Annotated in this window: 27 protein-coding genes; 15 read left to right on the top strand and 12 right to left on the bottom strand. The window is 73.4% G+C overall.

Features of this window, described 5'->3' with window-relative positions; genetic code table 11:
- Position 1 precedes the first annotated feature (1 nt).
- The 4 genes from OOT42_RS04930 to OOT42_RS04915 are packed head-to-tail and all read right to left on the bottom strand — an operon-like array spanning position 2 to position 2805.
- Positions 2–934, bottom strand: a complete 933-nt coding sequence (locus tag OOT42_RS04930; protein ID WP_423775960.1) for a cytochrome c biogenesis CcdA family protein — start codon at positions 932–934, stop codon at positions 2–4.
- The gene (locus tag OOT42_RS04925) at positions 931–1569 is read right to left on the bottom strand and encodes a TlpA family protein disulfide reductase (RefSeq protein WP_273653834.1); all 639 of its coding nucleotides are present in this window, start codon (positions 1567–1569) and stop codon (positions 931–933) included. Before OOT42_RS04925 ends, OOT42_RS04930 begins: the two co-directional genes overlap by 4 nt.
- Positions 1566–2240, bottom strand: coding sequence for a histidine phosphatase family protein (locus OOT42_RS04920; RefSeq protein ID WP_273653833.1), 675 nt, complete (start codon positions 2238–2240; stop codon positions 1566–1568). The genes OOT42_RS04925 and OOT42_RS04920 overlap by 4 nt, the downstream gene beginning before the upstream one ends.
- A gap of 49 nt (positions 2241–2289) precedes the next feature.
- Complete coding sequence (locus OOT42_RS04915; RefSeq protein WP_273653832.1) at positions 2290–2805, bottom strand: MarR family winged helix-turn-helix transcriptional regulator; 516 nt, start codon at positions 2803–2805, stop codon at positions 2290–2292.
- Positions 2806–2906: 101 nt separating this feature from the next.
- On the opposite strand from OOT42_RS04915, the gene OOT42_RS04910 reads away from it, so the two are divergent.
- A complete protein-coding gene (locus OOT42_RS04910; protein ID WP_273653831.1) occupies positions 2907–3470 on the top strand; it encodes a YceI family protein in 564 nt (187 codons plus the stop codon).
- 88 nt (positions 3471–3558) lie between these two features.
- Here OOT42_RS04910 and OOT42_RS04905 read toward each other — a convergent pair whose 3' ends face one another.
- Together OOT42_RS04905 and OOT42_RS04900 are read right to left on the bottom strand one after the other, a co-directional pair.
- Positions 3559–4269: a redox-sensing transcriptional repressor Rex gene (locus tag OOT42_RS04905; protein WP_273653830.1), complete on the bottom strand. Its 711-nt coding sequence runs from the start codon at positions 4267–4269 to the stop codon at positions 3559–3561.
- 52 nt (positions 4270–4321) lie between these two features.
- Positions 4322–4597 (bottom strand): glutaredoxin family protein, encoded by a 276-nt coding sequence (locus OOT42_RS04900; RefSeq protein WP_273653829.1) that lies wholly within the window; start codon positions 4595–4597, stop codon positions 4322–4324.
- 139 nt (positions 4598–4736) lie between these two features.
- On the opposite strand from OOT42_RS04900, the gene OOT42_RS04895 reads away from it, so the two are divergent.
- The 4 genes from OOT42_RS04895 (at position 4737) to OOT42_RS04880 (ending at position 7558) form a co-directional block, all read left to right on the top strand.
- A complete protein-coding gene (locus OOT42_RS04895; protein WP_273653828.1) occupies positions 4737–5621 on the top strand; it encodes an HAD family hydrolase in 885 nt (294 codons plus the stop codon).
- A gap of 82 nt (positions 5622–5703) precedes the next feature.
- Entirely contained in the window at positions 5704–6228 is a 525-nt protein-coding gene (locus OOT42_RS04890) for a GNAT family N-acetyltransferase (protein WP_273653827.1), read from the top strand.
- A gap of 26 nt (positions 6229–6254) precedes the next feature.
- Positions 6255–6689: a VOC family protein gene (locus OOT42_RS04885; RefSeq protein WP_273653826.1), complete on the top strand. Its 435-nt coding sequence runs from the start codon at positions 6255–6257 to the stop codon at positions 6687–6689.
- Positions 6690–6781: 92 nt separating this feature from the next.
- On the top strand, positions 6782–7558 hold the full coding sequence (locus OOT42_RS04880; RefSeq protein WP_273653825.1) for a DUF899 family protein: 777 nt from the start codon (positions 6782–6784) through the stop codon (positions 7556–7558).
- Between the two features lie 66 nt (positions 7559–7624).
- Here OOT42_RS04880 and OOT42_RS04875 read toward each other — a convergent pair whose 3' ends face one another.
- Both OOT42_RS04875 and OOT42_RS04870 read right to left on the bottom strand, forming a co-directional pair.
- On the bottom strand, positions 7625–8752 hold the full coding sequence (locus OOT42_RS04875; RefSeq protein WP_273653824.1) for an arabinan endo-1,5-alpha-L-arabinosidase: 1128 nt from the start codon (positions 8750–8752) through the stop codon (positions 7625–7627).
- Between the two features lies 1 nt (position 8753).
- A complete protein-coding gene (locus tag OOT42_RS04870) occupies positions 8754–10262 on the bottom strand; it encodes an alpha-N-arabinofuranosidase (protein ID WP_273653823.1) in 1509 nt (502 codons plus the stop codon).
- A gap of 323 nt (positions 10263–10585) precedes the next feature.
- Here OOT42_RS04870 and OOT42_RS04865 point away from each other — a divergent pair, with 323 nt between their 5' ends.
- The 10 genes from OOT42_RS04865 (at position 10586) to OOT42_RS04820 (ending at position 20155) form a co-directional block, all read left to right on the top strand.
- Positions 10586–11932 carry an ABC transporter substrate-binding protein gene (locus tag OOT42_RS04865; RefSeq protein ID WP_273653822.1) on the top strand — a complete coding sequence of 449 codons (1347 nt, stop codon included), beginning with the start codon at positions 10586–10588 and terminating at the stop codon, positions 11930–11932.
- A gap of 77 nt (positions 11933–12009) precedes the next feature.
- A complete protein-coding gene (locus OOT42_RS04860; RefSeq protein WP_273653821.1) occupies positions 12010–12978 on the top strand; it encodes a carbohydrate ABC transporter permease in 969 nt (322 codons plus the stop codon).
- Positions 12979–12994: 16 nt separating this feature from the next.
- A complete protein-coding gene (locus OOT42_RS04855) occupies positions 12995–13903 on the top strand; it encodes a carbohydrate ABC transporter permease (protein ID WP_124342058.1) in 909 nt (302 codons plus the stop codon).
- A 3-nt stretch (positions 13904–13906) separates the two neighbouring features.
- A complete protein-coding gene (locus tag OOT42_RS04850; RefSeq protein ID WP_273653820.1) occupies positions 13907–15238 on the top strand; it encodes an arabinan endo-1,5-alpha-L-arabinosidase in 1332 nt (443 codons plus the stop codon).
- An 8-nt stretch (positions 15239–15246) separates the two neighbouring features.
- A complete protein-coding gene (locus OOT42_RS04845; protein ID WP_273653819.1) occupies positions 15247–16008 on the top strand; it encodes a YesL family protein in 762 nt (253 codons plus the stop codon).
- Between the two features lie 95 nt (positions 16009–16103).
- Positions 16104–16778 (top strand): hypothetical protein, encoded by a 675-nt coding sequence (locus OOT42_RS04840; RefSeq protein ID WP_273653818.1) that lies wholly within the window; start codon positions 16104–16106, stop codon positions 16776–16778.
- On the top strand, positions 16775–17053 hold the full coding sequence (locus OOT42_RS04835) for a hypothetical protein (protein ID WP_273653817.1): 279 nt from the start codon (positions 16775–16777) through the stop codon (positions 17051–17053). Before OOT42_RS04840 ends, OOT42_RS04835 begins: the two co-directional genes overlap by 4 nt.
- Before the next feature lie 143 nt (positions 17054–17196).
- Positions 17197–18252 (top strand): LacI family DNA-binding transcriptional regulator, encoded by a 1056-nt coding sequence (locus OOT42_RS04830; protein WP_273653816.1) that lies wholly within the window; start codon positions 17197–17199, stop codon positions 18250–18252.
- A gap of 31 nt (positions 18253–18283) precedes the next feature.
- Entirely contained in the window at positions 18284–18853 is a 570-nt protein-coding gene (locus tag OOT42_RS04825; RefSeq protein ID WP_273653815.1) for an NADPH-dependent FMN reductase, read from the top strand.
- Between the two features lie 48 nt (positions 18854–18901).
- Positions 18902–20155 carry an MFS transporter gene (locus OOT42_RS04820; RefSeq protein ID WP_273653814.1) on the top strand — a complete coding sequence of 418 codons (1254 nt, stop codon included), beginning with the start codon at positions 18902–18904 and terminating at the stop codon, positions 20153–20155.
- A gap of 21 nt (positions 20156–20176) precedes the next feature.
- Here the strand turns inward: OOT42_RS04820 and OOT42_RS04815 are convergent, their stop codons facing one another.
- The 4 genes from OOT42_RS04815 to OOT42_RS04800 form a co-directional block, all read right to left on the bottom strand.
- Entirely contained in the window at positions 20177–21244 is a 1068-nt protein-coding gene (locus OOT42_RS04815) for a LacI family DNA-binding transcriptional regulator (protein WP_273653813.1), read from the bottom strand.
- A gap of 222 nt (positions 21245–21466) precedes the next feature.
- The gene (locus OOT42_RS04810; protein ID WP_003792170.1) at positions 21467–21565 is read right to left on the bottom strand and encodes a 30S ribosomal protein bS22; all 99 of its coding nucleotides are present in this window, start codon (positions 21563–21565) and stop codon (positions 21467–21469) included.
- A gap of 176 nt (positions 21566–21741) precedes the next feature.
- Entirely contained in the window at positions 21742–21963 is a 222-nt protein-coding gene (locus OOT42_RS04805) for a helix-turn-helix domain-containing protein (protein ID WP_124343403.1), read from the bottom strand.
- A 141-nt stretch (positions 21964–22104) separates the two neighbouring features.
- Positions 22105–23307 carry an acetoin utilization protein AcuC gene (locus OOT42_RS04800; RefSeq protein WP_273653812.1) on the bottom strand — a complete coding sequence of 401 codons (1203 nt, stop codon included), beginning with the start codon at positions 23305–23307 and terminating at the stop codon, positions 22105–22107.
- Positions 23308–23337: the final 30 nt, after the last annotated feature.

Here is a 23337-nt window from a genome sequence, read left to right as displayed (position 1 = left end):
GTCACACCACCGGGACGAAGGGGTCGTAGCCGGTGAGGACGCCCTGCAGCCAGGACGCCCACGTGCCCCACACGCCCGTGACGAGCGCGAGGCCGAGGACGACGAGCATCGCGCCGCCGACGCGCATGATCGCGAGCCGGTGCCGACGCAGGAAGCCGACCATGCGGCTGCTGCTCTCGAGCCCGAGCGCGACCAGCAGGAACGGCAGCCCGAGGCCGACGCAGAACGCGACCGCGAGCAGCGCACCGCGTCCGGCCGAGCCGCCGTCGAGGGACAGCGTGAGGATCGCGGCGAGCGTCGGGCCGATGCAGGGGGTCCACCCGAGGCCGAACGTCACGCCCAGCAGCGGGGCGCCCCACAGCCCCGCGCGCGGGGCGAGGTGGAGGCGGCGCTCGTTCTGCAGGAACGGGATGAGGCCCAGGAACCCCATGCCCATCACGATGACGACCAGACCGAGCACGCGCGTCACCGGGTCCTGCCAGCGCAGCAGCAGGCCGCCGAGCGAGCCCGCGAGCGCGCCGTACGCCACGAAGACGGCGGTGAACCCGGCGACGAACAGGCCGACGCCGAGCAGCACGCGCGAGCGGGCGGGGGCGACGCGCGCCGCGGTCGTCGTGGCCGTGCGGGCGGTCCCGCCGGCGTCGGTGCCCGCCTCGGTGGCCGCGGTCGTCGTGCCCGTGCCGGCGACCGCCGCCGTCGCGTCCGCCCGGCCCGAGCGCGACGCCCCGGCGCCGGACATGCCGCCGAGGAAGCCGAGGTAGCCCGGGACGAGCGGCAGGACGCAGGGCGACGCGAAGGACACGAGCCCTGCGAGCAGCGCGACCGGCACCGCGAGCAGCAGCGAGCCCGACACGACCGCCTGGCCGAAGACGTCGCCGACGTCCGCCGGGACGGGCACGCCGGCGGCGAGGGCGGGGACGACGGCGGCGGTCACGGCGCGGCGCCCTCCGGCTGCTCGGCGAGGAGGTCGTCGACGAGCGTGCGCAGCGTCGACGCCTCGGCCAGGCCGAGGATGCGTGCGGCGACCTTGCCGTCGCGGTCGAGCAGGATCGTCGTCGGGACGGCGTTCACCGGGACGACGCCCTGCAGCGCGGCGATCGCCGTGCCGTCCGTGTCCTCGATGCTCGGGTAGGGCACGTCGAACTGGCGCTGGAACGCCTCCGCGGCGCCCGCGGCGTCCGTCCCGTTGATGCCGAGCACGCGCACGCCGTCGTCGGCGTAGTCGTTCGCGAGCTCGACGAGGTCGGGCGCCTCGGCGCGGCACGGCGGGCAGTTGGCGTACCAGGTGTTGAGGACGACGACGTCGCCGCGCCAGTCCGCGACCGCCTGCGCGCTGCCGTCGTAGGCGGTGCCCGCGATCTCGACCGGGCCCTTGCGGTCCGCGGCGGGCCACGTCGTCGCGCTGCCGTCGCCGGACTGGTAGCCCTGGTCGACGACGTCGGCGGGGGTGTCGTCGTCGGGCTGCGACGTGCAGCCGGCGGCGAGCGCGGCGACGACGGCCACCGCGGCCGCGGTGCGCGCGAACGCGCGGGCCCGACGGGCGGGACGCGGGTGTCGGCGCACGGTCATGCGCCCGCCACCTGCGACGCACCGGGCAGCAGCGCGGCGGCGGGCTCGGAGTACCCGACGCCGACGAGGCGGTCGTCCTCGTAGCGCAGGGTGGTCAGCGAGGCGAGGCTGCACTGGCGGCGACGCGGGTCGTGCCACAGCCGGCGGTTCTCGAGCGCGAGGCGTGTGACCCACACGGGCAGCTGGTGGCTGACGAGCACGGCCTCGTGACCGCGGGCCTGGCGGCGCGCGTCGGCGACGGCCGCGAGCATGCGGTCGACCTGCTCCTGGTACGGCTCGCCCCACGACGGCTTGAACGGGTTGCGCAGGTAGGGCCAGTGCTCGGGGTGACGGAGCGACCCGTCGCCGACGCCGAAGGTCTTGCCCTGGAAGTGGTTGGCGGCCTCGATGAGCCGCTCGTCGACGCCGACCTCCACCCCGAAGGCGGCGGCGATCGGCGCGGCCGTCTCCTGCGCGCGCTGCAGCGGGGACGCGATCACGGTGACGACGTCGTGCCGCGGCCGGGCCGGTCCGCCCGCCGTCGCGGGCTCACCGGCGAGGGCGTCGGCGACGGCGCGCGCCATCGCGTGCCCGCGCTCGGAGAGGTGGTAGCCCGGCAGGCGCCCGTACAGCACGCCCTCGGGGTTGTGCACCTCGCCGTGGCGCAGCAGGTGGACGGTGGTGGCGACCATAGGGGTCAGTGTCGCAAACCTGGCTGGGTGCCCCGGACGGATCGGGCCGTCAGGCGACGTGACACGGGACACCCGGGTCGTCGTCGCACCCGCCCCCGACGATGCGGTCCGCGACGACCTGCATCGCGTCGCCGAGGGCGGCGAACTGCTCGGGCGTGAGGACGTCGACGAGGTGGTCGCGCACGGACTGCACGTGCTCGGGCGCCGCGTTCACGAGCCGCTGCCAGCCGGCCTCGGTCATGGTCGCGTTGACGCCGCGCGCGTCCTCGGCGCAGGGGGCGCGGCGGACGAGGCCGGCGTCCTCCATGCGGCGGATCGTGTGCGTGAGGCGGCTGCGCGAGTGCACGACGCCGTCGGCCAGCTCGGACATGCGCATGGTGCGGCCGGGCTGCTCGGACAGGCGGACGAGCACCTCGTACTCGTGCGTGGACAGGCCGGTGCGCGCCTCGAGCTCGTGCTCGAGGACGGCGGTCAGGCGGGCGACGCCGGACCGGAAGGACCGCCAGTGGACCTGCTGCTCGGCGGTGAGCCAGCCGCTGCGCGGCGCGGGCTCGGTGGTGCTCATCACGTTCTCCATCCCGGACATGTGTTGCGCTCTGCCGACGAGTGTAGTTCAATCGTCAACTAACGAGAGTGGTTGACCGTTCAACAACTGAGGAGCTCCCCATGACCGCCACCGCCACCACCGCCCTTCCCGCCGGCCTCACCACGGGCACCTGGGCGGTCGACGCCTCCCACACCGAGGCCTCCTTCACGGTCCGTCACGCCGGCATCTCCAAGGTCCGCGGCTCGGTCGCCGTCTCCGAGGGCACCATCACCGTCGGCGAGACCCTCGCGGACACCTCGGTCTCCGTCACGCTCGACCCCGCCACCGTCTCCACGGGCGACGCGAACCGCGACGGCCACCTCAAGTCGGGCGACTTCTTCGACGTCGAGAAGTTCGGCCAGTGGACCTTCGTCTCGACCGAGATCCGCGGCGCTGGCAGCGACTACGTCATCGTCGGCGACCTCACCATCCACGGCGTGACGCAGTCCGTCGAGCTCGCCACCGAGTTCAACGGCACCGCGGTCGACCCGTTCGGCAACACGCGCGCCGGGTTCGAGGCCACCGTCACGATCTCGCGCAAGGACTTCGGCCTCACCTGGAACGCGGCCCTCGAGGCCGGCGGCGTCCTGGTCGCCGACAAGGTCGTCATCGCGCTCGACGTCTCGGCCATCCGCCAGGGCTGAGCCCCGTCCCGCACCCCGGGACCCCCGCACGGAGCCCCGCCACCCCACCCGGGTCGGCGGGGCTCCGTCGTGTGCGGCGCCCGGGCCGTCACGCCTCCCAGGTCCCCGTGCGGCGGTGGTCGTGGAACGCGAGGATCTGCAGCTCGGAGGCCACGTCCACCGCGCGGACGTCGACGTGGGCCGGCACGTGCAGCGCCCGCGGCGCGAACGTCAGGATCCCCACCACGCCGGCCTCGACGAGCGCGTCGCACACCGCCTGCGCGCCCGCGGCCGGCGTCGCGATCACCCCGATCGACACCCCGTTCGCCCGGACCAGCGCGTGCAGGTCGTCGAACGGCTGCACCACGAGCCCCGCCACCGTCGTCCCCACGACGGCCGGGTCCGCGTCCACGAGCCCCACGACCGCGAACCCCCGCTCCGCGAACCCCGAGTAGTTCGCGAGCGCGTGCCCCAGGTTGCCGACGCCCACGATCACGACGCGACGCTGCGTCGTCAGACCCAGCACCACCTCGACCTGCTCCGACAGGTGCGCCACGTCGTACCCCACGCCGCGCCGCCCGTACGAGCCCAGGAACGACAGGTCCTTGCGCAGCTGCGCCGACCCCACGCCCGCGCGCGCCGCGAGCTCGTCCGACGACGTCAGCACCGCCCCCTCGGCCGCGAGCGCGTGCAGCGCGCGCAGGTACCCCGGCAGTCGCGCCACCGTCGCCGGCGGCACCGTGCGTGCGCGCCCCGCACCGGGCGCCGTCGGCTCCGTCGCCGCACCGCGCGCCCGGGGCGTCGTGCCGTGCGTGTCCACGTCGACTCCCGCAAGCCCCCGAACGGTCCGGGGTCGGACCGTGCAGGACAGGTTAGGGCGTGGCGCGGGGGCGGGAAAGGGCCCGCTCGAGGTGTCGCGCGTCGATCCGCCAGTACCCCTGCGTCACGCCGTCGACCTGGACGACCGGCACCAGCTCGCCGAGCTCGCCGACCAGGTCACGGCCCTCGCCCGCGCCCTGCGGGTCGTCGACGTCGACCTCGACCCACGTGTCGCCCGTCCGGCCGCACACGTCCGCGACCACCGCGCGCGCGTCCTCGCACAGATGGCACCCCGCCCGCCCGAACAGCACGACCCTCGCGTCTCCCACAGCCCCACGCTAGGCGACCGGCGCGATCGCGGGTGCGCCTCCCGACCACCGCGACCGGCTGGGTCGGTCGGTGCCGGGCGAGGGGTGGGCGGGCGGGCGGGTGGGGCGGGGGTGGCGTACGTCTCAGTAGAGTGGCGGGGTGCGTCCGGTCCGCGATCCCTCCCCCGCCGCGCGCGCGATCGCGGAGGCCGGTGTCGCCGGCGCTCCGGCGGACGTCCCGGTCGCCGCCGCCGAGCCGGGGTCGACCGAGGTCCGCGCGGGCGCGTTCTTCGACGTCGACAACACGATCATCCGCGGCGCGTCCGCGTTCCACCTCGCGGTCGGCCTGTACCGGCGGGGGTTCTTCCGCAAGCGCGACATCGTGCGGTTCGGCGTGCACCAGGCGCGGTACCTGGCGTTCGGCGAGAACAAGCAGCAGATCGACGAGGTGCGCTCACGCGCGCTCGAGATCATGCGCGGGCACTCGGTCGCCGAGGTCACCGCGATCGCCGAGGACGTCTACGACGAGGTCCTCTGCCTGCGCATCTACCCCGGCACGCAGCGGCTGCTCGACGACCACATCGCCGCCGGGCACGAGGTGTGGCTCGTCACCGCCACGCCCGTCGAGATCGGCGAGGTCATCGCGCGACGGCTCGGCGTGACCGGGGCGCTCGGGACCGTCGCGGAGCACGACGACGGGTTCTACACCGGGCGGCTCGTCGGCGACCTGCTGCACGGGCAGGCGAAGGCCGACGCGGTCCGGGCGCTCGCCGAGCGGGACCACATCGACCTGTCAGCCTCCTACGCGTACGGCGACTCGACGAACGACGTCGCGATCCTGTCCGAGGTCGGCCACCCGTGCGCGATCAACCCGGACCGCCGCCTGCGCCGGCACGCCGCGTCGGTCGGCTGGCCCGTGCGCGAGTTCCGCAGCAGCCGCGGCCGGACCGCGCGCCGCAGCATCAACGCCGCCAGCCTCGCCGGGCTGGCCTGGGCCGTGGGCCTCGTCGTCCGCGCCGTGCGCCGCTCCCTGCGCGGCTCCTGACCCGGTCCGCCGTCGCGCCCGCCGCCGCCGGCCCGTCGGGACGCCGTCCGGCCGTCGCCGCCCGCTGCCTATGCTGGCGCGCATGCCCGTCCGCCCCGCCACGCCCGACGACGTCGACGCGCTCGCCGCGCTCGCGGCGCTGACCTTCCCGCTCGCGTGCCCGCCCGGGTCGACGCCCGCGGACCAGCAGGAGTTCATCGGGCGGGTGCTCTCGCCGGAGCGGTTCACGGAGTACGTGGTGGACCGCGGGCGCGCGGTGCTCGTCGCGGACGACGACGGCACGCTGACCGGGTACACGATGCTCGTCGACGGCGACCCGACCGACGAGGACGTGCGCGCGGCGCTCACGGTGCGCCCGACGATCGAGCTGTCGAAGTGCTACGTGCACCCCGACCACCACGGCGCCGGGATCGCGCACGCGCTCATGGCGGCGTCGCTCGACGAGGGCCGCCGGCGCGGGGCGGCGGGCATGTGGCTCGGCGTCAACCAGCAGAACGGCCGGGCGCGCGCGTTCTACGAGCGGTCGGGGTTCGCGGTCGTCGGGACCAAGCACTTCACGGTGGGCTCGCGGGTCGAGGACGACTTCGTGCTGGAGCGCGCGCTCTGACGGGCGGCCGCCCCTAGCCTGGGCCGATGGCACAGGTCAGGCAGGTTCAGGTCACGTTCGACTGCGCCGAGCCGGAGCGCGTCGCCCGCTTCTGGTGCGAGGTGCTGGGCTACGTGGTCCCACCGCCGCCCGCGGGCTTCGACTCGTGGGACGCGTTCGTCGAGTCGTTGCCGCCCGAGCGCCGGGACGCCGCGTTCGCGATCGTCGACCCGACGGGCGCCGGGCCGCGGCTGTTCTTCCAGAAGGTGCCCGAGGGCAAGGTCGTGAAGAACCGCGTGCACCTCGACGTGCGGGTCGGCACGGGGCTGGTCGGCGACGAGCGCGTCGCGGCGCTCGAGGCGGAGTGCGCCCGGCTCACGGCGCTCGGCGGGCGCAAGGTCCGGCTCATGCTCGCCGACGGGTTCGACGAGTCGTGCCTGGTCATGCAGGACGTCGAGGGCAACGAGTTCTGCCTCGACTGACGCACCCGATGAGTTCCGGCCGCGCTGCCGGTCCGCCCCCGTAGCGACCCGCCGGACGACCCACGTCCGGCCGCGGCACGACGGGAGACGCCATGACGAGCGCGACGCAGGGCACGACGACCGGCACGGGCCGCCCGCCCGTCGTCGACCTGGCGACCTGGCAGGAGGCGCGCGACGCCCTGCTGGTCCGCGAGAAGGCGCACACGCACGCCGCGGACGCGCTCGCCGCGGAGCGCCGCCGCCTGCCGATGGTGGAGATCGACGGTGCGGTCGAGGTCGTCGGCGCGGAGGGGCCGGTGCCGTTCGTCGAGGTGTTCCAGGGCCGTGACGAGCTGCTCGTCTACCAGCACATGTGGCACGACGGCGCGCCCTTCCAGGGACAGTGCGAGGGCTGCACGGTCTCGGCGTGGGCGCTGCGCGACAGCGTCTACCTGCGCGCGGCCGGTGTGGCGTTCGCGGTGCTCACCGAAGGCCCGTGGGACGAGGTGCCGCCGTACCGGGAGTTCATGGGCTACACCGAGCCCTGGTACTCGGTGCGCGGCGTCGCGTGGCCGGTCGGCGAGGACATGGGGCGCCTCACGACGTTCCTGCGCGACGGCGACCGCGTGTTCCTCACGTACACGTCGACGGGCCGCGGCGTCGAGATCGCCAACCCGGTGTTCGCGCTGCTCGACCTGACCCCGTACGGCCGGCGCGAGTCGTGGCAGGACACGCCCGACGGCTGGCCGCAGGGCCACGGGCCGTGCTGGTACTGGCGGACGACCGCCGACGGCCGGGAGGACTGGGACGCGAGCCGCCCGACACCGCAGTGGACGCGTCCGGGAGCGACGCCCGTCACGGAGCTGGGGCGGCACGCCCACCACCACTGACGCCCCGCGACGCGCGTGCGGCGGGCGGCCACCTCCGGGCTCCCGCGGCACGCGCGTCAGGTGCCGTCAGCCCGCGTGCGCGGCCGCCTGCTCCTCCGCGGTCGTCGCGACGGGCCAGCCCTCGTCGTCCCAGCCGAGCTCGCGCAGCCCGAGCGTGATGCCGCCGCCCGAGGCGCCGTCGTACCAGTGGAACGCGAGCACGCCCCGCGAGACCGACTGCCCGCCGGGGCCGATCATGTCGCCGGTCGTCGCGAGCAGCGGGGTGCCGCCGTCGTCGACGAGGTCGGTACCGTCCCGGTCGACGTACGGCCCCTCGACCGAGCGCGAGCGCCCGACGGCCATGTTGTACGTCGAGTCCGTGCCCTGGCAGCAGAAGTCGCGCGAGAAGAACAGGTAGTACCAGCCGTCGCGGTGCACGAGGTAGGGCGCCTCGATGGGGTTGGGCGCGCCGGTGCGGCTCGCCAGCACCACGGGCTCGGCGTCGCGGTCGACGGGCATGCCCGACGGGAACGACAGCTCGACGAGCTGGATCCCGCCCCAGAACGACCCGAACGCCATCCACCCCCGGCCGTCGTCGTCGACGAGGACACCGGGGTCGATCGCGTTGTAGTCGGTCTCCCCCGGCGTCGACGCCCACACGAGCCCCTGGTCGACCCACCGGTAGTCCGGGTCGTCGGGGTCGAGCGTCGTGTTGGTCGTCAGGCCGATCGCGGAGCGGTTGGAGCCGAACGTCGACGCGGAGTAGTAGAGGTACCAGGTGCCGTCGTGCTCGAGGACCTCGGGCGCCCAGAAGTTCTGCACGCCCGGCACGGCCTCGTAGGCCCAGTCGGGCCGGGTCGACGCGTCCCACACGGTGCCGACCTCCTCCCAGGTGCGGCCCTCGTCGAGCGAGCGGCGGATCTGCGGGGCGCCGAGCCCCTGCCGCACGTCGCCGGTGTTGAAGACGTACCAGGGCTCGCCCTCGTCGCCGACGACGAGCGCCGGGTCGTGCGCGCGCAGGTCGCCCGACGGTTCGAGGTCGGTCGCCGCGACGGCCGGCTCGGGCCACAGCCACCACGCGACGCCCGCACCCACGAGGAGCGCGCCGACGACGAGACCGGCCACGAGGGCGCGGCCCCGCCGCCGGCCGCCCGTGCCCGCGGGCGCGGGTGCGGGCACGGGCGGGGCGACGGGTGACGGACCGGTGCCGGTCACGTCAGGCGCCGAGGCGGACGACGTTCCACGACACGGGCGGCACCTGCACGACCAGGCGCCCGTCGCGGATCTCGGCGGTCGTGTTGGCGCGCGGTGCGACGGACGTGTCGTCGTCGGCGGTCGCTGCCCACGTGTGGTCGGGGTTGGAGAGCGTGGACGCGTCGAGCACGCGCAGGCCGGGCAGCGACCGGGTGTCGACCTCGAGCAGCGCGGGCTCGGTGAGCGACCGGTTGACGGCGAACAGCGTCGTCGCGCCGGTCTCGGGGTCGCGCGTGGCGACGGCGTCGACGAGTGCGGCGTCCCCGTAGCGGGCGGTCTCGTACGCCGGGGCCTCGATCGCGACCTGCAGCACGTCGCCCGCGGCGTACCGGGACGCCTGCGCGAAGGGGTGGAAGATCGTCTGCTTCCAGGACCGGCCGCCGGGCTCGGTCATGATCGGCGCGATGACGTTGACGAGCTGCGCGAGCGACGCGGCGTGCACGCGGTCGGTGTGCCGCAGCAGCGAGATGAGCAGGTTCCCGACGACGACCGCGTCGGCGACGTTGTAGCGGTCCTCCAGGAGGACGGGAGCGATCGGCCAGTCGTCGCCGGTGGGCGGCTTCGACTCGGCGCGCTTCTGGTACCAGACGTTCCACTCGTCGAACGAGATGTGGATGCGCTTGGACACCTTCTTGTGCGCCCGGACGGCGTCGGCGGTCGCGGTGACGGACTCGACGAAGTGGTCCATGTCCGTGGCGGACGCGAGGAAGGACCCGAGGTCGCCGTCCTCCTCCCAGTAGTACGCGTGGGCGGAGACGTAGTCGACCTGCTCGTACGCCTCGGAGAGCACGATGCGCTCCCACTCGCCGAAGGTCGGCATGACGACGCCCGACGAGCCGCACGCGACGAGCTCGAGCGTCGGGTCGACCATCTTCATGGCCCGGCCGGTCTCGGCGGCGAGGCGCCCGTACTCGTGCGCGGTCTTGGACCCGATCTGCCAGGGCCCGTCCATCTCGTTCCCCAGGCACCACATGCGGATGCCGTACGGGTCCGCGGCACCGTTGGCCCGGCGCTGGTCCGCCCAGTACGTCGGCGCGGTGCCGTTGCAGTAGTCGAGCAGGTCGAGGGCCTCCTGCACGCCGCGCGTGCCGAGGTTGACGGCCATCATCGGCTCGACCTCGGCGAGCGCGGCCCAGCGCATGAACTCGTCGACGCCGACGGTGTTCGGCTCGAGCGAGTGCCAGGCCGGGTCGAGGCGCGCGGGGCGCTGCTCGACGGGTCCGACGCCGTCCTCCCAGCGGTAGCCGGAGACGAAGTTGCCGCCGGGGTAGCGCACGGTCGAGACCCCGAGCTCGCGCGTGAGCTCGAGGACGTCCTTGCGGAAGCCGTCGGCGTCGGCGGTGGGGTGCGCGGGGTCGTGGATGCCCGTGTAGACGCAGCGGCCCAGGTGCTCGACGAACGACCCGAAGGTGCGCCGGCGGACGGGACCGACGGTGAAGGCCGGGTCGAGGGTGAGACGGACGGGGAACATGCGAGCTCCTGTGGTCGACTGTTCTACATCGTTGTAGACGGCAGTGTGCACGGGCACCCCTGGGGGCGTCAAACAGCTCCGGACGCGTCCGGCCGCACGACGCCGACGACCGTTACCGGTTCGTGGCTTGACCGCACGCCGACCTTCGTGCGATGTTGTGCAACGTTGTAGATCAACGTTGTAGGAACGACGTTGGGACAAGCGAACAGAGGTCAACGACGACCACGACGGACCGCAGCCGCTCCGGCGCCCCGCCCACCGGCGGACGCGGTCCCGACGACGGCAACGACCTCACCGATCCTCGGGAAACGGGAGGCAGGCAGATGACCACCAGGAGGAAGCTCCTCGCCGCGGCGGCGTTCGCCGTGGCCGGGACCCTCGCGCTGACGGCGTGCAGCGGGGGCGGCGACGCCAGCGGTGACGGCGGCGACAAGACCATCACGTTCATGTTCCGTGGGGGCCCGGACGAGAAGTCCGCCTACGAGGCCGCCATCAAGAAGTACACCGAGGACACCGGGGTCAAGGTCAAGGTCATCGTCACCGACGCGGACCAGTACGCGACAAAGCTGCAGGCCGCGGTCGCCGGCAACAACGTGCCGGACGTCTTCTACATCGAGCAGGCCAGCCTGCAGTCCTACGTCGCCTCCGGCGTCCTCCTCGACATCACCGACCAGGTGGAGAACAGCGACGTCGACCTCTCGAACATCTGGGAGTACGGCGTCAACTCCTACCGCTTCGACGGCGAGGTCCAGGGCACGCCCGACGGCGCGCTCTACGGCCTGCCGAAGGACATCGGCCCGTTCTCGTTCGGCTACAACAAGACGATGCTCGAGGCCGCGGGGATCCCGCTGCCCGACAAGGACACCCCGCTCACGTGGGACCAGTTCGTCGACATCAGCAAGCAGCTCACGGTCGACAAGAACGGCGACGGCACGCTCGACCAGTGGGGTACCGGCCTCAACGTGCAGTGGAACCTGCAGTCGATGGTGTGGAGCAACGGCGGCGACTGGACGAACGAGGACCACACGAAGGTCACCGTCGACACCCCCGAGTTCGCCGAGGCGCTGCAGAAGTTCGCGGACCTCACCAACGTCGAGAAGGTCACACCGTCGGCGTCCGACGCCGCCACGCTGGACACCTACCAGCGCTGGATGGCCGGTGAGATCGCGTTCTTCCCGGTCGGCCCGTGGGACGTCTCGGTCTACAACGACCTGGACTTCGACTACGACCTGATCCCCTGGCCGACCGTCGGTGACGCCGGCCCGGCCACGTGGATCGGCTCGCTCGGCATCGGTGTCTCCGCGACGTCGAAGCACCCGGACGACGCCGCGAAGCTCGTGACCTACCTGAGCGCCGACCCCGAGGCGCAGCAGACGCTGGTCGACGCGAACATCCAGATCCCCAACCTCATCGACGTCGCCCAGGAGTGGGCCGCCGAGGAGGGCGCCGAGCCCGCGAACCGCCAGGAGTTCCTGGACATCGCGCAGGACTACGGCCGTGCCATGCCCGCCGCGTTCACCTACGGCGCCGAGTGGTACGACGAGCTCTGGACGAACATCCAGCCCGTGCTCGACGGCAAGCAGACGGCCGCCGACTACCTGGCCGAGGTGCAGCCGAAGATGCAGGCGCTCCTCGACGAGTCCATCGCGAACGCCGAGCAGGCCGGCTGATCCTGCCCCACCCGTCCCCGCCGCCCGACGCCGCTCCGCCGGGCGGCGGGGACACCCGGAACGAGAAGGAGCTTGGGATGCCGCGCACCGCGACCGTCGACACCCCGCCCGAGGCGCCCGGCACGGCCGCCTCCCCCGCACCCGCGACGCGCTCGAAGCGCGACATCCTGCGCCTGCACCGCGCCGAGCACCGGTGGGCAGCCGTCTTCGTCGCCGCCCCGGTCCTCGGCTACCTGCTCTTCACGCTGTACCCGATCGGCTTCGCGGTGTACGCGTCGCTGACGAGCTGGAACGGCCTGGGCCCGATGCGGTTCGTCGGGCTGGAGAACTACGTCGACCTGATCTCCGACGAGTACTTCCACAAGGCGCTGTTCAACACGTTCTTCTACATGATCGGCATCCCGATCGGCCTCGCGCTCTCGCTGCTGCTCGCGCTCGCGCTCAACCGTCGGATCCCCGGCCGCACCGCGTTCCGGACCATCTACTACGTGCCCGTGATCTCGTCGCTCGCGGCCATCGCGATCGTGTGGCAGTTCGCCTACAACGGCGACTTCGGCCTCGTGAACCAGGTGCTCGCGTGGTTCGGGATCCAAGGCCCGGACTGGCTGCAGAACACCGCCACCGTGAAGCCCGCAATCATCATCATGGCGATCTGGAAGGGCCTCGGGTACTCGACGCTGCTCTACCTGGCCGCGATCCAGTCGGTGCCCGCGTCGCTGCTGGAGGCCGCCGCCCTCGACGGCGCGAACGCCTTCCAGCGGTTCCGGTCGATCATCATGCCGATGGTCCGTCCCGTGACGTTCTTCCTCGTCGTCACGAACGTCATCGCCGGGTCGCAGATCTTCACCGAGATCAACATCATGACCCCCACCGGCGGCCCCGAGTTCAGCTCCGCGTCCGTCGTCTGGTACATCGTCCGCAAGGCGTTCAAGTACCAGCAGATGGGCTACGCGACGGCCATGTCGATCGTGCTGGGGATCCTCGTCCTCGTCATCACCCTCATCCAGTTCCGCCTCAACCGGCGCAACAGCTTCGCCATCGACTGAGGGCAGGAGACACGCCATGACTCAGACCACCCTGCCCCCGCTCGCGCGTCCGGCCGCCGCGAAGCCCGAGGGCCGCACCCCGACCAGCCGCACGCGCTCGCGCCGCACGGCCGACGCGATCACCTTCGTCATCCTCGTCCTCGGCTCGGCCGCGATGCTCGCGCCGCTGGTCTGGATGCTCTCGACGTCGCTCAAGACGAAGGCCGAGGTCTTCGCGCTGCCGCCCGTCTGGATCCCCGACGCGCCGCAGTGGGACACGTACGTCCGGATGTGGACCGAGGCGCCGATCCTGTCGGGCTTCATGAACAGCCTCATCGTGGCCGGCACGGTGACCGTCGTCGGCTCGTTCACCTCCGCGCTCGCCGCCTTCGCGCTCGCGAAGCTGCGGCTGCCGTACAAGAACGCGATCTTCATCGGCCTGCTGTCGGGCCTGATGGTGCCCTACCCGACGATCATGATCCCGCAGTTCGTCATGTTCTCCCGGCTGCACTGGGTCGACACCCTGCTGCCGCTGATCGTGCCGCTGCTGTTCGGCAACATCATCATGATCTTCTTCCTGCGGCAGTACCTCGAGTCCGTCCCGAACTCGATGATCGAGGCCGCGAAGATCGACGGCGCGTCCTACCCGCAGATCTTCCGCATCATGATCCTGCCGATGATCCGGCCCGCGATCGCCGCCCAGTTCATCCTCTGGTTCATGACGATCTGGAACGACTACCTCGCGCCGATCCTCTACCTGAACACCCCGGAGCGGCAGACGCTGCAGGTCGTCATCGCCAACCTCAACGTCGAGTTCGCCACGCAGCGGGACTACCCGCTGATCATGGCGGCGTCGTTCGTGGCCCTGCTGCCGATCCTGATCGTGTTCCTCATCTTCCAGCGGCAGATCATCGAGTCCGTCGCCCTCACCGGCACGAAGGGCTGAGCCGTGACGCTCCTCGGAGACCCTGCCGTGGACCCCGCGGTCCCCGACACCAGCGCGTGGGGCGGGCGGCACGCGCACGACCCGACCGCGGTCCGCGACGACGACGGCACCTACTGGCTGTTCTCGACCGACGCGTTCAGCGAGGGCCCGGTCCGGGCCGGTGTGCAGGTCCGCCGCTCGACCGACCTCGTGACGTGGGAGTTCCACGGCTGGGCGCTGCCCGGCGTGCCGTCCGACGGCGCCGCGTGGACCGGGGCCGAGGGCCTGTGGGCGCCCGAGGTCGTGCGGGTCGGCGACGAGTGGCGCATGTACTGGTCGGCGTCGACGTTCGGCTCGCGCACGTCCGCGATCGGTCTGGCGGTCGCGCCGCACCCGTCCGGCCCCTGGGAGGACCGGGGCCTCGTCGTCACGTCGCGACACGACGCCGACGGCCCGAACGCGATCGACGCGAACGTCGTCGTCGACGGCGACCGGCACTGGATGGTCTACGGCTCGTTCTTCGGCGGCATCCACGTGCTCGAGCTCGACCCCGCGACGGGCGGCGCGCTCGACTCCCCCGGACCGGGCCGCCCCGCGTGGGGTCCCGGCTGGCTCGTCGCACGACGGGCACGGTCCGTCGAGGGCGCGATCGAGGGCGCGTTCGTCCTGCCGCGGCCCGGGGGCGGGTGGGCGCTCGTCGTCTCCTACGACTCGCTGTTCTCGACCTACCACGTGCGCGTCGGCGTCTCGTCCGCGGTGACCGGCCCGTACGTCGACCGCGCGGGCCGCGACCTGCGGGACCTCGACGCCGACCCCGCGACCGTCGGCACCCCCGTGCTGGCCGGCCACCGGTTCGACGGCGGGCGGACCTGGCTCGCCCCCGGGCACGCCTCGGTCCTCACCGACGGCGACGTGCAGCTGCTCGTGCACCACGTGCGCGACGGCGACGACCCGACCCGGCACGAGGTGCAGGTCCGCCGGCTCGTGTGGACCGACGACGGCTGGCCGCTCGTGTCGCCCCAGCCGTGGGCGGGCCCGACCGAGTCGAACGACGAGTCCTCGTGGCCGTCCGACGTCGCCGACCTGGTCGGCACGTGGGAGGTCGTGACGTTCGCGCAGTCCGCCGCGAGCGGCGTCACGGCGTCGCACGTCGTCGAGGCGACGCCCGACGCGTTCGCCGGTGTGCGGGCGCTCGGCGCCGGCCGGTTCGTCGGCACCTGGCCGCTCGCGGAGCCCGACGCACCGCTGCACGCCGTGGTCTTCCCGTCGTGGGACGCCGTGCGCGGCCGGGCCGCGCTGTCGTTCGCCGCGACCGACGACACCGGCCGGACGGTGTTCGGGACCCGGACGGCATGATGACCGTCGTGCCCGTCGACGACCGCGACGCCGAGGCCCGCCGCGCGCTCACCGCGCTGCCGCGGGACGACGCCACGGGTCCGGCGGGCACGACCTCCGGACCCGTCGACCCCGCGGGGCGCTCCGCGGGGTCGACGGACGGCTCGTCCGGCGAGGTCGGCGGCTGGGCCGGCCGCGTCATGGGCGTCCTGCGCGTCGTCACGCACGTCGTCGGCGTCAACGCCCTGGTCCTGCTCGGCACGCTCGCGGGCCTGGTCGTCCTCGGCCTGCTCCCCGCGCTCGACGCGGGCGGCCGCCTGCTCGCCCGGCTCGCCGACGGCTCGCCGTCCGAGCACCTGTGGCACGACTTCTGGTCCACGTACCGTTCCGGCTGGCGACGCGCCAACCTGCTGGGCGCGCCCGTCTGGCCGATCGGCGCGCTCCTGTCCGTCGACGCGGCCGTCGTGCGCGTCGTCGAAGGGCCGGCGGCCGCCGTCCTCGCCGCCGGGGTGCTCGCGCTCGGCGCGTGGTTCTCCGTCGCGCTGCTCACGCTCGTCGCCGTCGTCCGGCGCTACGACGAGCCGCCCGGCCGGACGTGGCGCTTCGTCGCCCTCTTCCCGCTGCTGTCCCCCGGCACGGCCGTCGCGGTCCTCGTGGTGCTGGCCGCCGTCACCCTGTCCGTGCTCGCGCTGCCGGTGCTCGGCCCGCTCGTCGGGATCGCGCTGCCGCTGCTCGCCGGTGGCTGGCTGGTCGACCGCCGCCTCGACACCCTGGACGCCCGCTCCGCCTGACGAGCCGGTCACGTCCTGGCGCGGACGGCCGACTGCCCTCAGATGCTGCTCGAAAGGGCTGCCGGTGACCCTTGTTCCCCGGCTAGACATGGAGCATGGAGCGTCTGGAGTCCGCGGCGACGGCAGCAGGCAGGTCCGTCCCGGTCCATCGCACGAGCTCACGCGGGGATGCCGAGCACGCCCTGCTCCGACTGCAACGGCAGGCCGGCAACCGCGCCGTCGCATCTGTCGTCGCCCAGCGCTCCTCGCCGGTCAGCGAGGAGGCAGCGGACGGCCCCGGCCCGCAGGACGCGGGTGCCGTGGCAGGTGTCCCAGGCCCGGAGGGCGGTGACATCGAGTCGGGGGTCGCCCCGGCCGCGCAGATCGATGTCCGCGCCACGAAGATCACCGGTCTGCGAGGCCTCCCCGTGTACCACCTGTTCGTCGTCTACACCGACGAGCACGCCACGCCCTACTACTTCCGTGGCGGACCGGAGCGGGCCGGCGGCGCTGCCGGTTTCGGCCGCATCGTGACCCAGCACGGTCGATACCAGCCCGGAACGGTGGACTGGGCACCAGGCGCACCGTCAGAACGCGTCATGGAAGGACCGGCGGCGATCGGCAAGGACGCGACGTTCCGTACCGATCTGGCGCGAATCGACGGGGCATCGATCCCGTACCAACCGACGGGCCCGAACAGCAACTCGGTGGCCCGGACGATCCTGAGCACGGCCGGCGTCCCGCAGGCCAAGCCCGTCTGGGTCGCGCCCGGCTGGGGAACGATCCTGTGACGGCGCCCATCCGCTGGAAGGCGGTCCGGTCCGCCGAGGAAGCGGAGGCCGCACTTCGTGCGCGCCTGCCCCTGGGCACGTCGCTGACGGACGCGAGAGTCATCACCTCCGACGCCGGCCTGGAGTGCTCGGACGGGAGCGACGGGCTGATGACGTGCCGGGCGCAGGGACGCGGGCGGGTGCCATGGGTCTCGGTCTCGTGGCTCGCCGAGCTGACCTTCGTCGACGATCACCTCACCGCGGTCCAGGTCCGACAGGGGCTCACCGGACCGTGAGGCGCGGTCGGAGCGTCACGCCGTCGTAGGCGCTCGACGACGTCACGCCCGGCCGGCGGACCCGGACGCGTCTTGACGCACCGATCCGGCTTCTGGAACGATCTAGACACACGGCGACTAGAACGATCCAGAAGGGGGAGGTCGTGGCGACGAAGCCCAGCCTGAAGTCGGTGGCCGCCGCCGCGGGCGTCTCGCCCTCGACGATCTCCAACGCGTACCACCGCCCCGACCAGCTCTCCCCCGCGCTCCGCGAGCGGATCCTCGACCTCGCCGCGCAGATGGGCTACGCAGGTCCCGACCCCGTCGCCAGCTCGCTGCGCAGCCGGCGCACCGGGTCGATCGGCGTGCTCTTCGCCCAGGACCTCACGTACGCGTTCTCCGACCCCTACTGCACCGAGCTGCTCACGGGGGTCGCCCAGGTCGCCACCGAGGCCAGGACGAACGTGCTGCTCATGCCCGTCGGTCCGCACTCGGTGTCGCGGACGTACTCGCGCGACGAGGAGCTGCGGCTCGTCCAGAACGTGCGGCAGGCCGCGCTCGACGGTGCCCTCGCCGACGGCGTGCACGAGAGCCACCCGGTGCTGCGGGTGCTCGCCGAGCGCGGCATCCCCGTCGTGTCGACCGTCGACGACGGCGGCCGGTGCGTCCTCGTGGACGACCACGACGCCGCGCTCCGGGTCGGCGCCCACCTGCGGGCGCTCGGGCACCGTCGCGTCGTCGTCGTCGCGGACAGCATGGACGACGGCAACCCGGTCCTCGTCTCCCCGGAGGCCCCCCGGCTGTTTCCGTACGCCCGCCTGCGCGCGCACGGACTCCGGGCCGGGCTCGGCGAGGAGGCCGACCTCGCAGTCGTGTCCGCCGGGCAGAACACGCGTGAGAGCGGCCGGCGGGCAGCGGAGACCGCCCTCGCGACCAGCCCGCGCCCGACCGCCGTCGCGGCGACGACCGACGTGCTGGCCCTCGGGGTCGTGGACGCACTGCGCGCCCGCGGCCTCGTGCCCGGTACCGACGTGTCCGTCACCGGTTTCGACGACATCCTGGACGCGGCCGCCGGGGGCATCACGACGGTGCGCCAGCCGGTGCGCGAGAAGGGCGCCGTGATGGCCCGGATGCTCCTCGACCCAGAGGTCTCCGACACCCGCGTCACCCTCCCGACCGAGCTCGTCGTCCGGTCCAGCACCGGTCCGTCGGCGCACTGAGACCGCACCGCACACCAACGCCGGGGGACACATGGACGACGCGCCGACCGACCTGAAGGTCGCACTGATCATCGCCAGCGTGCGCGCCGAGCGGTTCGCCCCGGTCGTCGCCGCGTGGAGCCGCGAGCGCATCGAGGCGCACGGCGGCATCGAGCTCGACGTCGTCGACCTCGCGGACTTCTCTCTCCCGGTGACGCTCGACGGCTCCGGGGACACGGACCGGCTGCGGGACCGGATCGGCGCCGCCGACGCGTTCGTGCTCGTCACGCCCGAGTACAACCACGGATACCCGGGCTACCTCAAGATCGCCGTCGACGCCGTGCTCGACGAGTGGGCGGCGAAGCCGCTGGCCTTCGTGTCCTACGGAGGGCTCGCCGGCGGCGCGCGGTCCGTCGAGCAGCTCCGGCCGGTGTTCGCCGAGCTCCAGGTGACGACGATCCGGGAGGCGATCGTGTTCTCCGGCGTGTGGGAGCGTTTCGACGCGTCCGGCTCCCTGGTCGAGCCGGAACGCCACGAGGCCGCCGCGAAGACCGTGCTCGACCAGCTGCTCTGGTGGGGCCGGGCGCTGCGCCGGGCGCGCGCGCTGGAGCCCGTCCGCTGACCCGACCACCGTCGCCGCCGGCCAGCGCCGGCCGGACCGAGGAGCACGATGCCGCCCTCTCCCGCGCCAGGCGCAGCCGCGCAGGTCTCCCCCCGTCGCGCGCTCGCCGCGCTCACCGTCCTCGCGGCCGGCGCGTTCTGCTTCGTCACCACGGAGACGCTGCCGAGCGGGCTGCTCACGATGATCTCCGACGGGCTGCGGACGTCCGTCTCCACGACGGGGCAGCTCGTGACCGCGTACGCCCTCGTGGTCGTCGTGTTCTCGCTGCCTCTCACGCGCCTCACCTCGCGGGTCCCTCGACGGGGGCTGCTCACCGTCACGCTCGGGGTGTTCAGCGTCGCCACGCTCCTCGCCGCCGTCGCGCCGACGTTCGCGGTGCTGACGGCGGCACGGCTGCTGTCCGGCCTGACCCACGCGCTGTTCTGGTCGGTCGCCGCCGCCGCGGCCACCGGGCTGTTCCCGCCGCAGGTGCGGGGCCGGACGGTTGCACGGCTCGCCGTCGGGAGCTCGCTCGGGCCGGTCCTCGGGGTGCCGCTCGGCACGTGGGTCGCCCAGCAGACGCAGTGGCGGGTCGCGTTCGCGATCCTGGGGTGCGTCAGCGTCGTGCTGGCGTTCGGCGTCCTGGCGCTCCTGCCGAGCTACCCGCCGGAGGCCGGTGGCGCGGCGCGGGGACTCACGCCGAGCAGGCCACGGTTCGCCCTGCTCCTCGCGACGACGGGGGTCGCCGTCGCAGGAGGCATCGGCGTCCTGACCTACCTCGCGCCGTACGTGCTCGACCACGCAGGGCTCCCGGAGTCGTCCCTGAGCCTCGTCCTCGCGGTGTCGGGCGCCTCCGGGGTCGTCGGGACGATGCTCGTCGGCCGGTTCCTGGACCGTCGCGCGTGGGAGTGCCTCGTCGTCGTCCTCGTCGGGCTCTGCGTGGCTCAGCTCGGGCTGTGGGCGCTCGGCGACCGCGTCCCGCTGGTGGTGGCCTCCGTCGCGTTGTGCGGCGGGTGCTTCGGGGCGCTGGGCGCGACGCTCCTGCACCGCGGGCTGCAGCTCGCCCCCGGCAACACGGACATCGCCATGGCGTCGGTCAGCGTCGCCTTCAACGTGGGGATCGCCACCGGCGCGTTCGTCGGCGGGCGTCTGCTCGCGTCGTGGGGCGTGGGCACCGTCCCCGCGATGGGCGCCGTGGCCAGCGCGGCCGCGCTCGTCCTGGCGCTCGACGACCGCCGGCTCGCGTCCCGCCAGGCCGGTCGGCCGGCGGGCGACACTGTCGAGCCTGCTGCGCACGACACCGCGCGTCTCGGCACGGGCTGACGTCGCCCGGCGGTCGTCCGCTCAGCGTCCGGCGGTGGACGAGGCGGTGATCCCGGGGGCGGCGTCGCCGAGGGTCGACTCGCGGCCGACGATCGTGAAGTCGGCGATCACCCGCTCGTACGGACGCTCGGAGTCGGGGTCGTCGATCCGTGCGAGCAGCAGGTCGACGGCGGTGCGCGCGATCTGCTCGCGCCCGGGCGAGACGGTCGACAGCGTGGGCGACGAGTAGGCGGTCTCCTCGATGTCGTCCCAGCCGATCACGGCGATCCGCCCGGGCACGTCGACCCGGCGCGCGTGCAGGGCGTGCAGCGCGCCGAGCGCGAGCGCGTCGTTGAGGCCGAAGACGGCGTCGATCTCGACGCCCGAGTCGAGCAGCCGGTGCATGGCCTCGGCCCCCGTGGCGCGGTGCCACAGCCCGGCCTCGCCGATGAGCGCAGGATCGACGCCCAGCCCGGCGTCCTCGAGCGCCTCGCGATAGCCCTGCATGCGCAGTGCGGCGGAGCCGACGGCCTCGCCCTCGTGCGCGCCGACCACGGCGATGCGGCGACGGCCCTGGTCGAGCAGGTGCTGGACGGCGGCCTTGGCGCCGTCCACGTTGCTCATGGTCACGTGGTCCGCCGGGCCGCCGAAGATGCGCTCGCCGAGCAGGACCATCGGGTAGTCGACCTTGAGGGCGTCGACGTCCTGGGGGCCGAGCTCGAGGGGGGAGAAGATCAGCCCGTCGGTGAGGTGGCGGCGCTGGCCGGTGAGGACCTCGAGCTCGCGCTCGCGCACCGAGCCGGTCTGCTCGATGAGCACGGTGAGGCCGCGCGCCTCGGCGGCGCGGATGACGGAGTCGGCGAGCTCGGCGAAGTACGGAAGCGACAGCTCGGGGACGGCGAGCCCGATGAGGCCGGTGCGGCCGCGGCGCAGGTTCCGCGCGGTGAGGTTGACCTGGTAGCCGAGGTCGGCGATCGCCGTCTCGACCTTCTCCTTGGTGGCAGGGCGGATGTACTGGTACCCGTTGAGGACGTTCGAGACGGTCTTGATCGACACGCCCGCGCGCGCCGCGACGTCGTGCATCGTGACCGCACCGCTGCGCCTGCTCATGCCTGCCTCCCGTGCACCCGCCGACCTCGCCTCACCGATAGTGGCAGAGCGACGCGCGCAGTCCCCTGCGACACCTGCGCACCGACCATCGTACATCGTTGTACGAACGTCCTGGCGCAGGTCGGGACACACGTCGGGCCCGGCACGTGCCGGGCCCGAGGATGTCCGGCCGTCAGGCCGGTCGCACCGACGACGCCCCGGGAGGGCGACGCCGGCGACAGGTCACTTCTTGTTGCGACGCTGGTGACGCGTCTTGCGCAGCAGCTTGCGGTGCTTCTTCTTGGCCATCCGCTTGCGGCGCTTCTTGATGACGGAGCCCATGGGTCCTCAACTCACTTCCGGGTGTGGGCCCGGCACGGGCCCTGCTGGTGGTCGATCGACGCGCGGTGCCGTCCATCGGCCAACGGCCGCGAGCCCACGCACGGGAAAGTCCGAGGCCCTACCTTACGCGATCGACGGCCCTCGACGCGACGCGCGGTCCCGCCGGGTCCGTGCGGTCAGGACGAGAGGCGGCCGTGGTCCTGCTGCTCCGGCTCGACACGCGCCGTGCGCAGGTAGTGGTCGAGCGCGTCCTGCGGGACGCGGAACGAGCGACCGACACGGACCGCGGGGAGCTCACCCGAGTGCAGCAGCCGGTAGACGGTCATCTTGGAGACGCGCATGACGTCGGCGACCTCGACCACGGTGAGGAATCGCGTGCGGCCCGGCTGGTCGCTCATGCTCGGCTCTTCTCGTCCTGCCGGCGGCGCGCCGGGCTCTCGCGCTCCCCTCTCGGGTGCCGGACCACGATAGTGCCGCCTGGGACTGGTGTGAAAGAGGAGACGCGTGGGACTCCCCCGTCCGGTCCCCACCCGGTCGGCTCAGTCGAGGTCCGGGTCCAGACCCCAGCACGGGAAGACGGCGGCCCGCGTCGCCCGGATCGCCCGGTCCACGTCGTCGGCGGGGTCGTAGCCCGCGGACCACGGGCGGGTGCGCACCGGCCGTCCGTCCGTCATCCGCTCGGGTCCAAGCCGGCCGTAACGGTCGCGGACGAGCTCGCGCCACGACAGCGGCACGTCGACCTCCGGCGCGACCGGCCGGTGCGCCGCGATGCCGAGCAGGTGCGTCCACGACCGCGGCACGACGTCGAGCACCGCGTACCCGCCGCCGCCGAGCGCGACCCACCGGCCGCCCGCGACCTCGTGCGCCAGGTCGTGCAGCAGCTCGGCCGCGGCACGCTGCCCGTCGACCGACACGCGCAGGTGGGTCAGCGGGTCCAGCAGGTGGGAGTCGCAGCCGTGCTGCGTGACGAGGACGTCCGGCCGGAACTCGCGCACCGCCGCCGGCACCACCGCCTCGATCGCGCGCAGCCAGCCCGTGTCGCCCGTCCCCGCGGGCAGCGCGACGTTGACCACCGACCCCATCGCGTCCGCGCCGCCGATCTCCCGCGCGAACCCCGTGCCCGGGAACAGCCCCGCGCCGGTCTCGTGCACCGAGATCGTCAGCACCCGGGGGTCGTCCCAGAACACCGTCTGCACGCCGTCGCCGTGGTGCGCGTCGACGTCGACGTACGCCACGCGTGTCGCGCCCGCGGCCAGCAGCGACCGGATCGCGACCGCCGCGTCGTTGTAGACGCAGAAGCCCGACGCCGCGCCCGGCATCGCGTGGTGCAGACCGCCCGTGACGTTGACCGCGTGCTCCGCCCGGCCCTCCCACACCGCGAGCGCCGAGTCCACGGTGCCCGTCACGACGCGGGCGGCGGCCTCGTGCATGCGCGGGAAGACGGGGTCGTCGGTCGTGCCGAGGCCGCGCAGCGGGTCCCGCGTGCCGTGCTCCGACGCCGCCTTGACCGCCTCGACGTAGTCCGCGTCGTGCACCGTCAGGAGCAGCGCGTCCGCGGCGGGCGGGGCGTCGACGAGGGCCACGTCGGGACCGTCGAGCAGGCCGAGCTCCTCCGCGAGGCGGATCGTCAGCTCGACGCGCTCCGACGTCATCGGGTGCCCGTGGCCGAAGTCGTACGCGAGCATGTCGGCGGACCACACCACCCGTGCCCGGACGGGTGGGTGCAGCCCCCGCGACGTCATGCGGACACCGTCGCACCCGGCCCCCGTCCG

The sequence above is a fragment of the Cellulomonas fimi genome (assembly GCF_028583725.1).
Classification (GTDB): domain Bacteria; phylum Actinomycetota; class Actinomycetes; order Actinomycetales; family Cellulomonadaceae; genus Cellulomonas; species Cellulomonas fimi_B.
The sequence above is the reverse complement of the archived record's forward strand: the minus strand, read 5'-3'. Positions and strand labels throughout refer to the sequence as shown.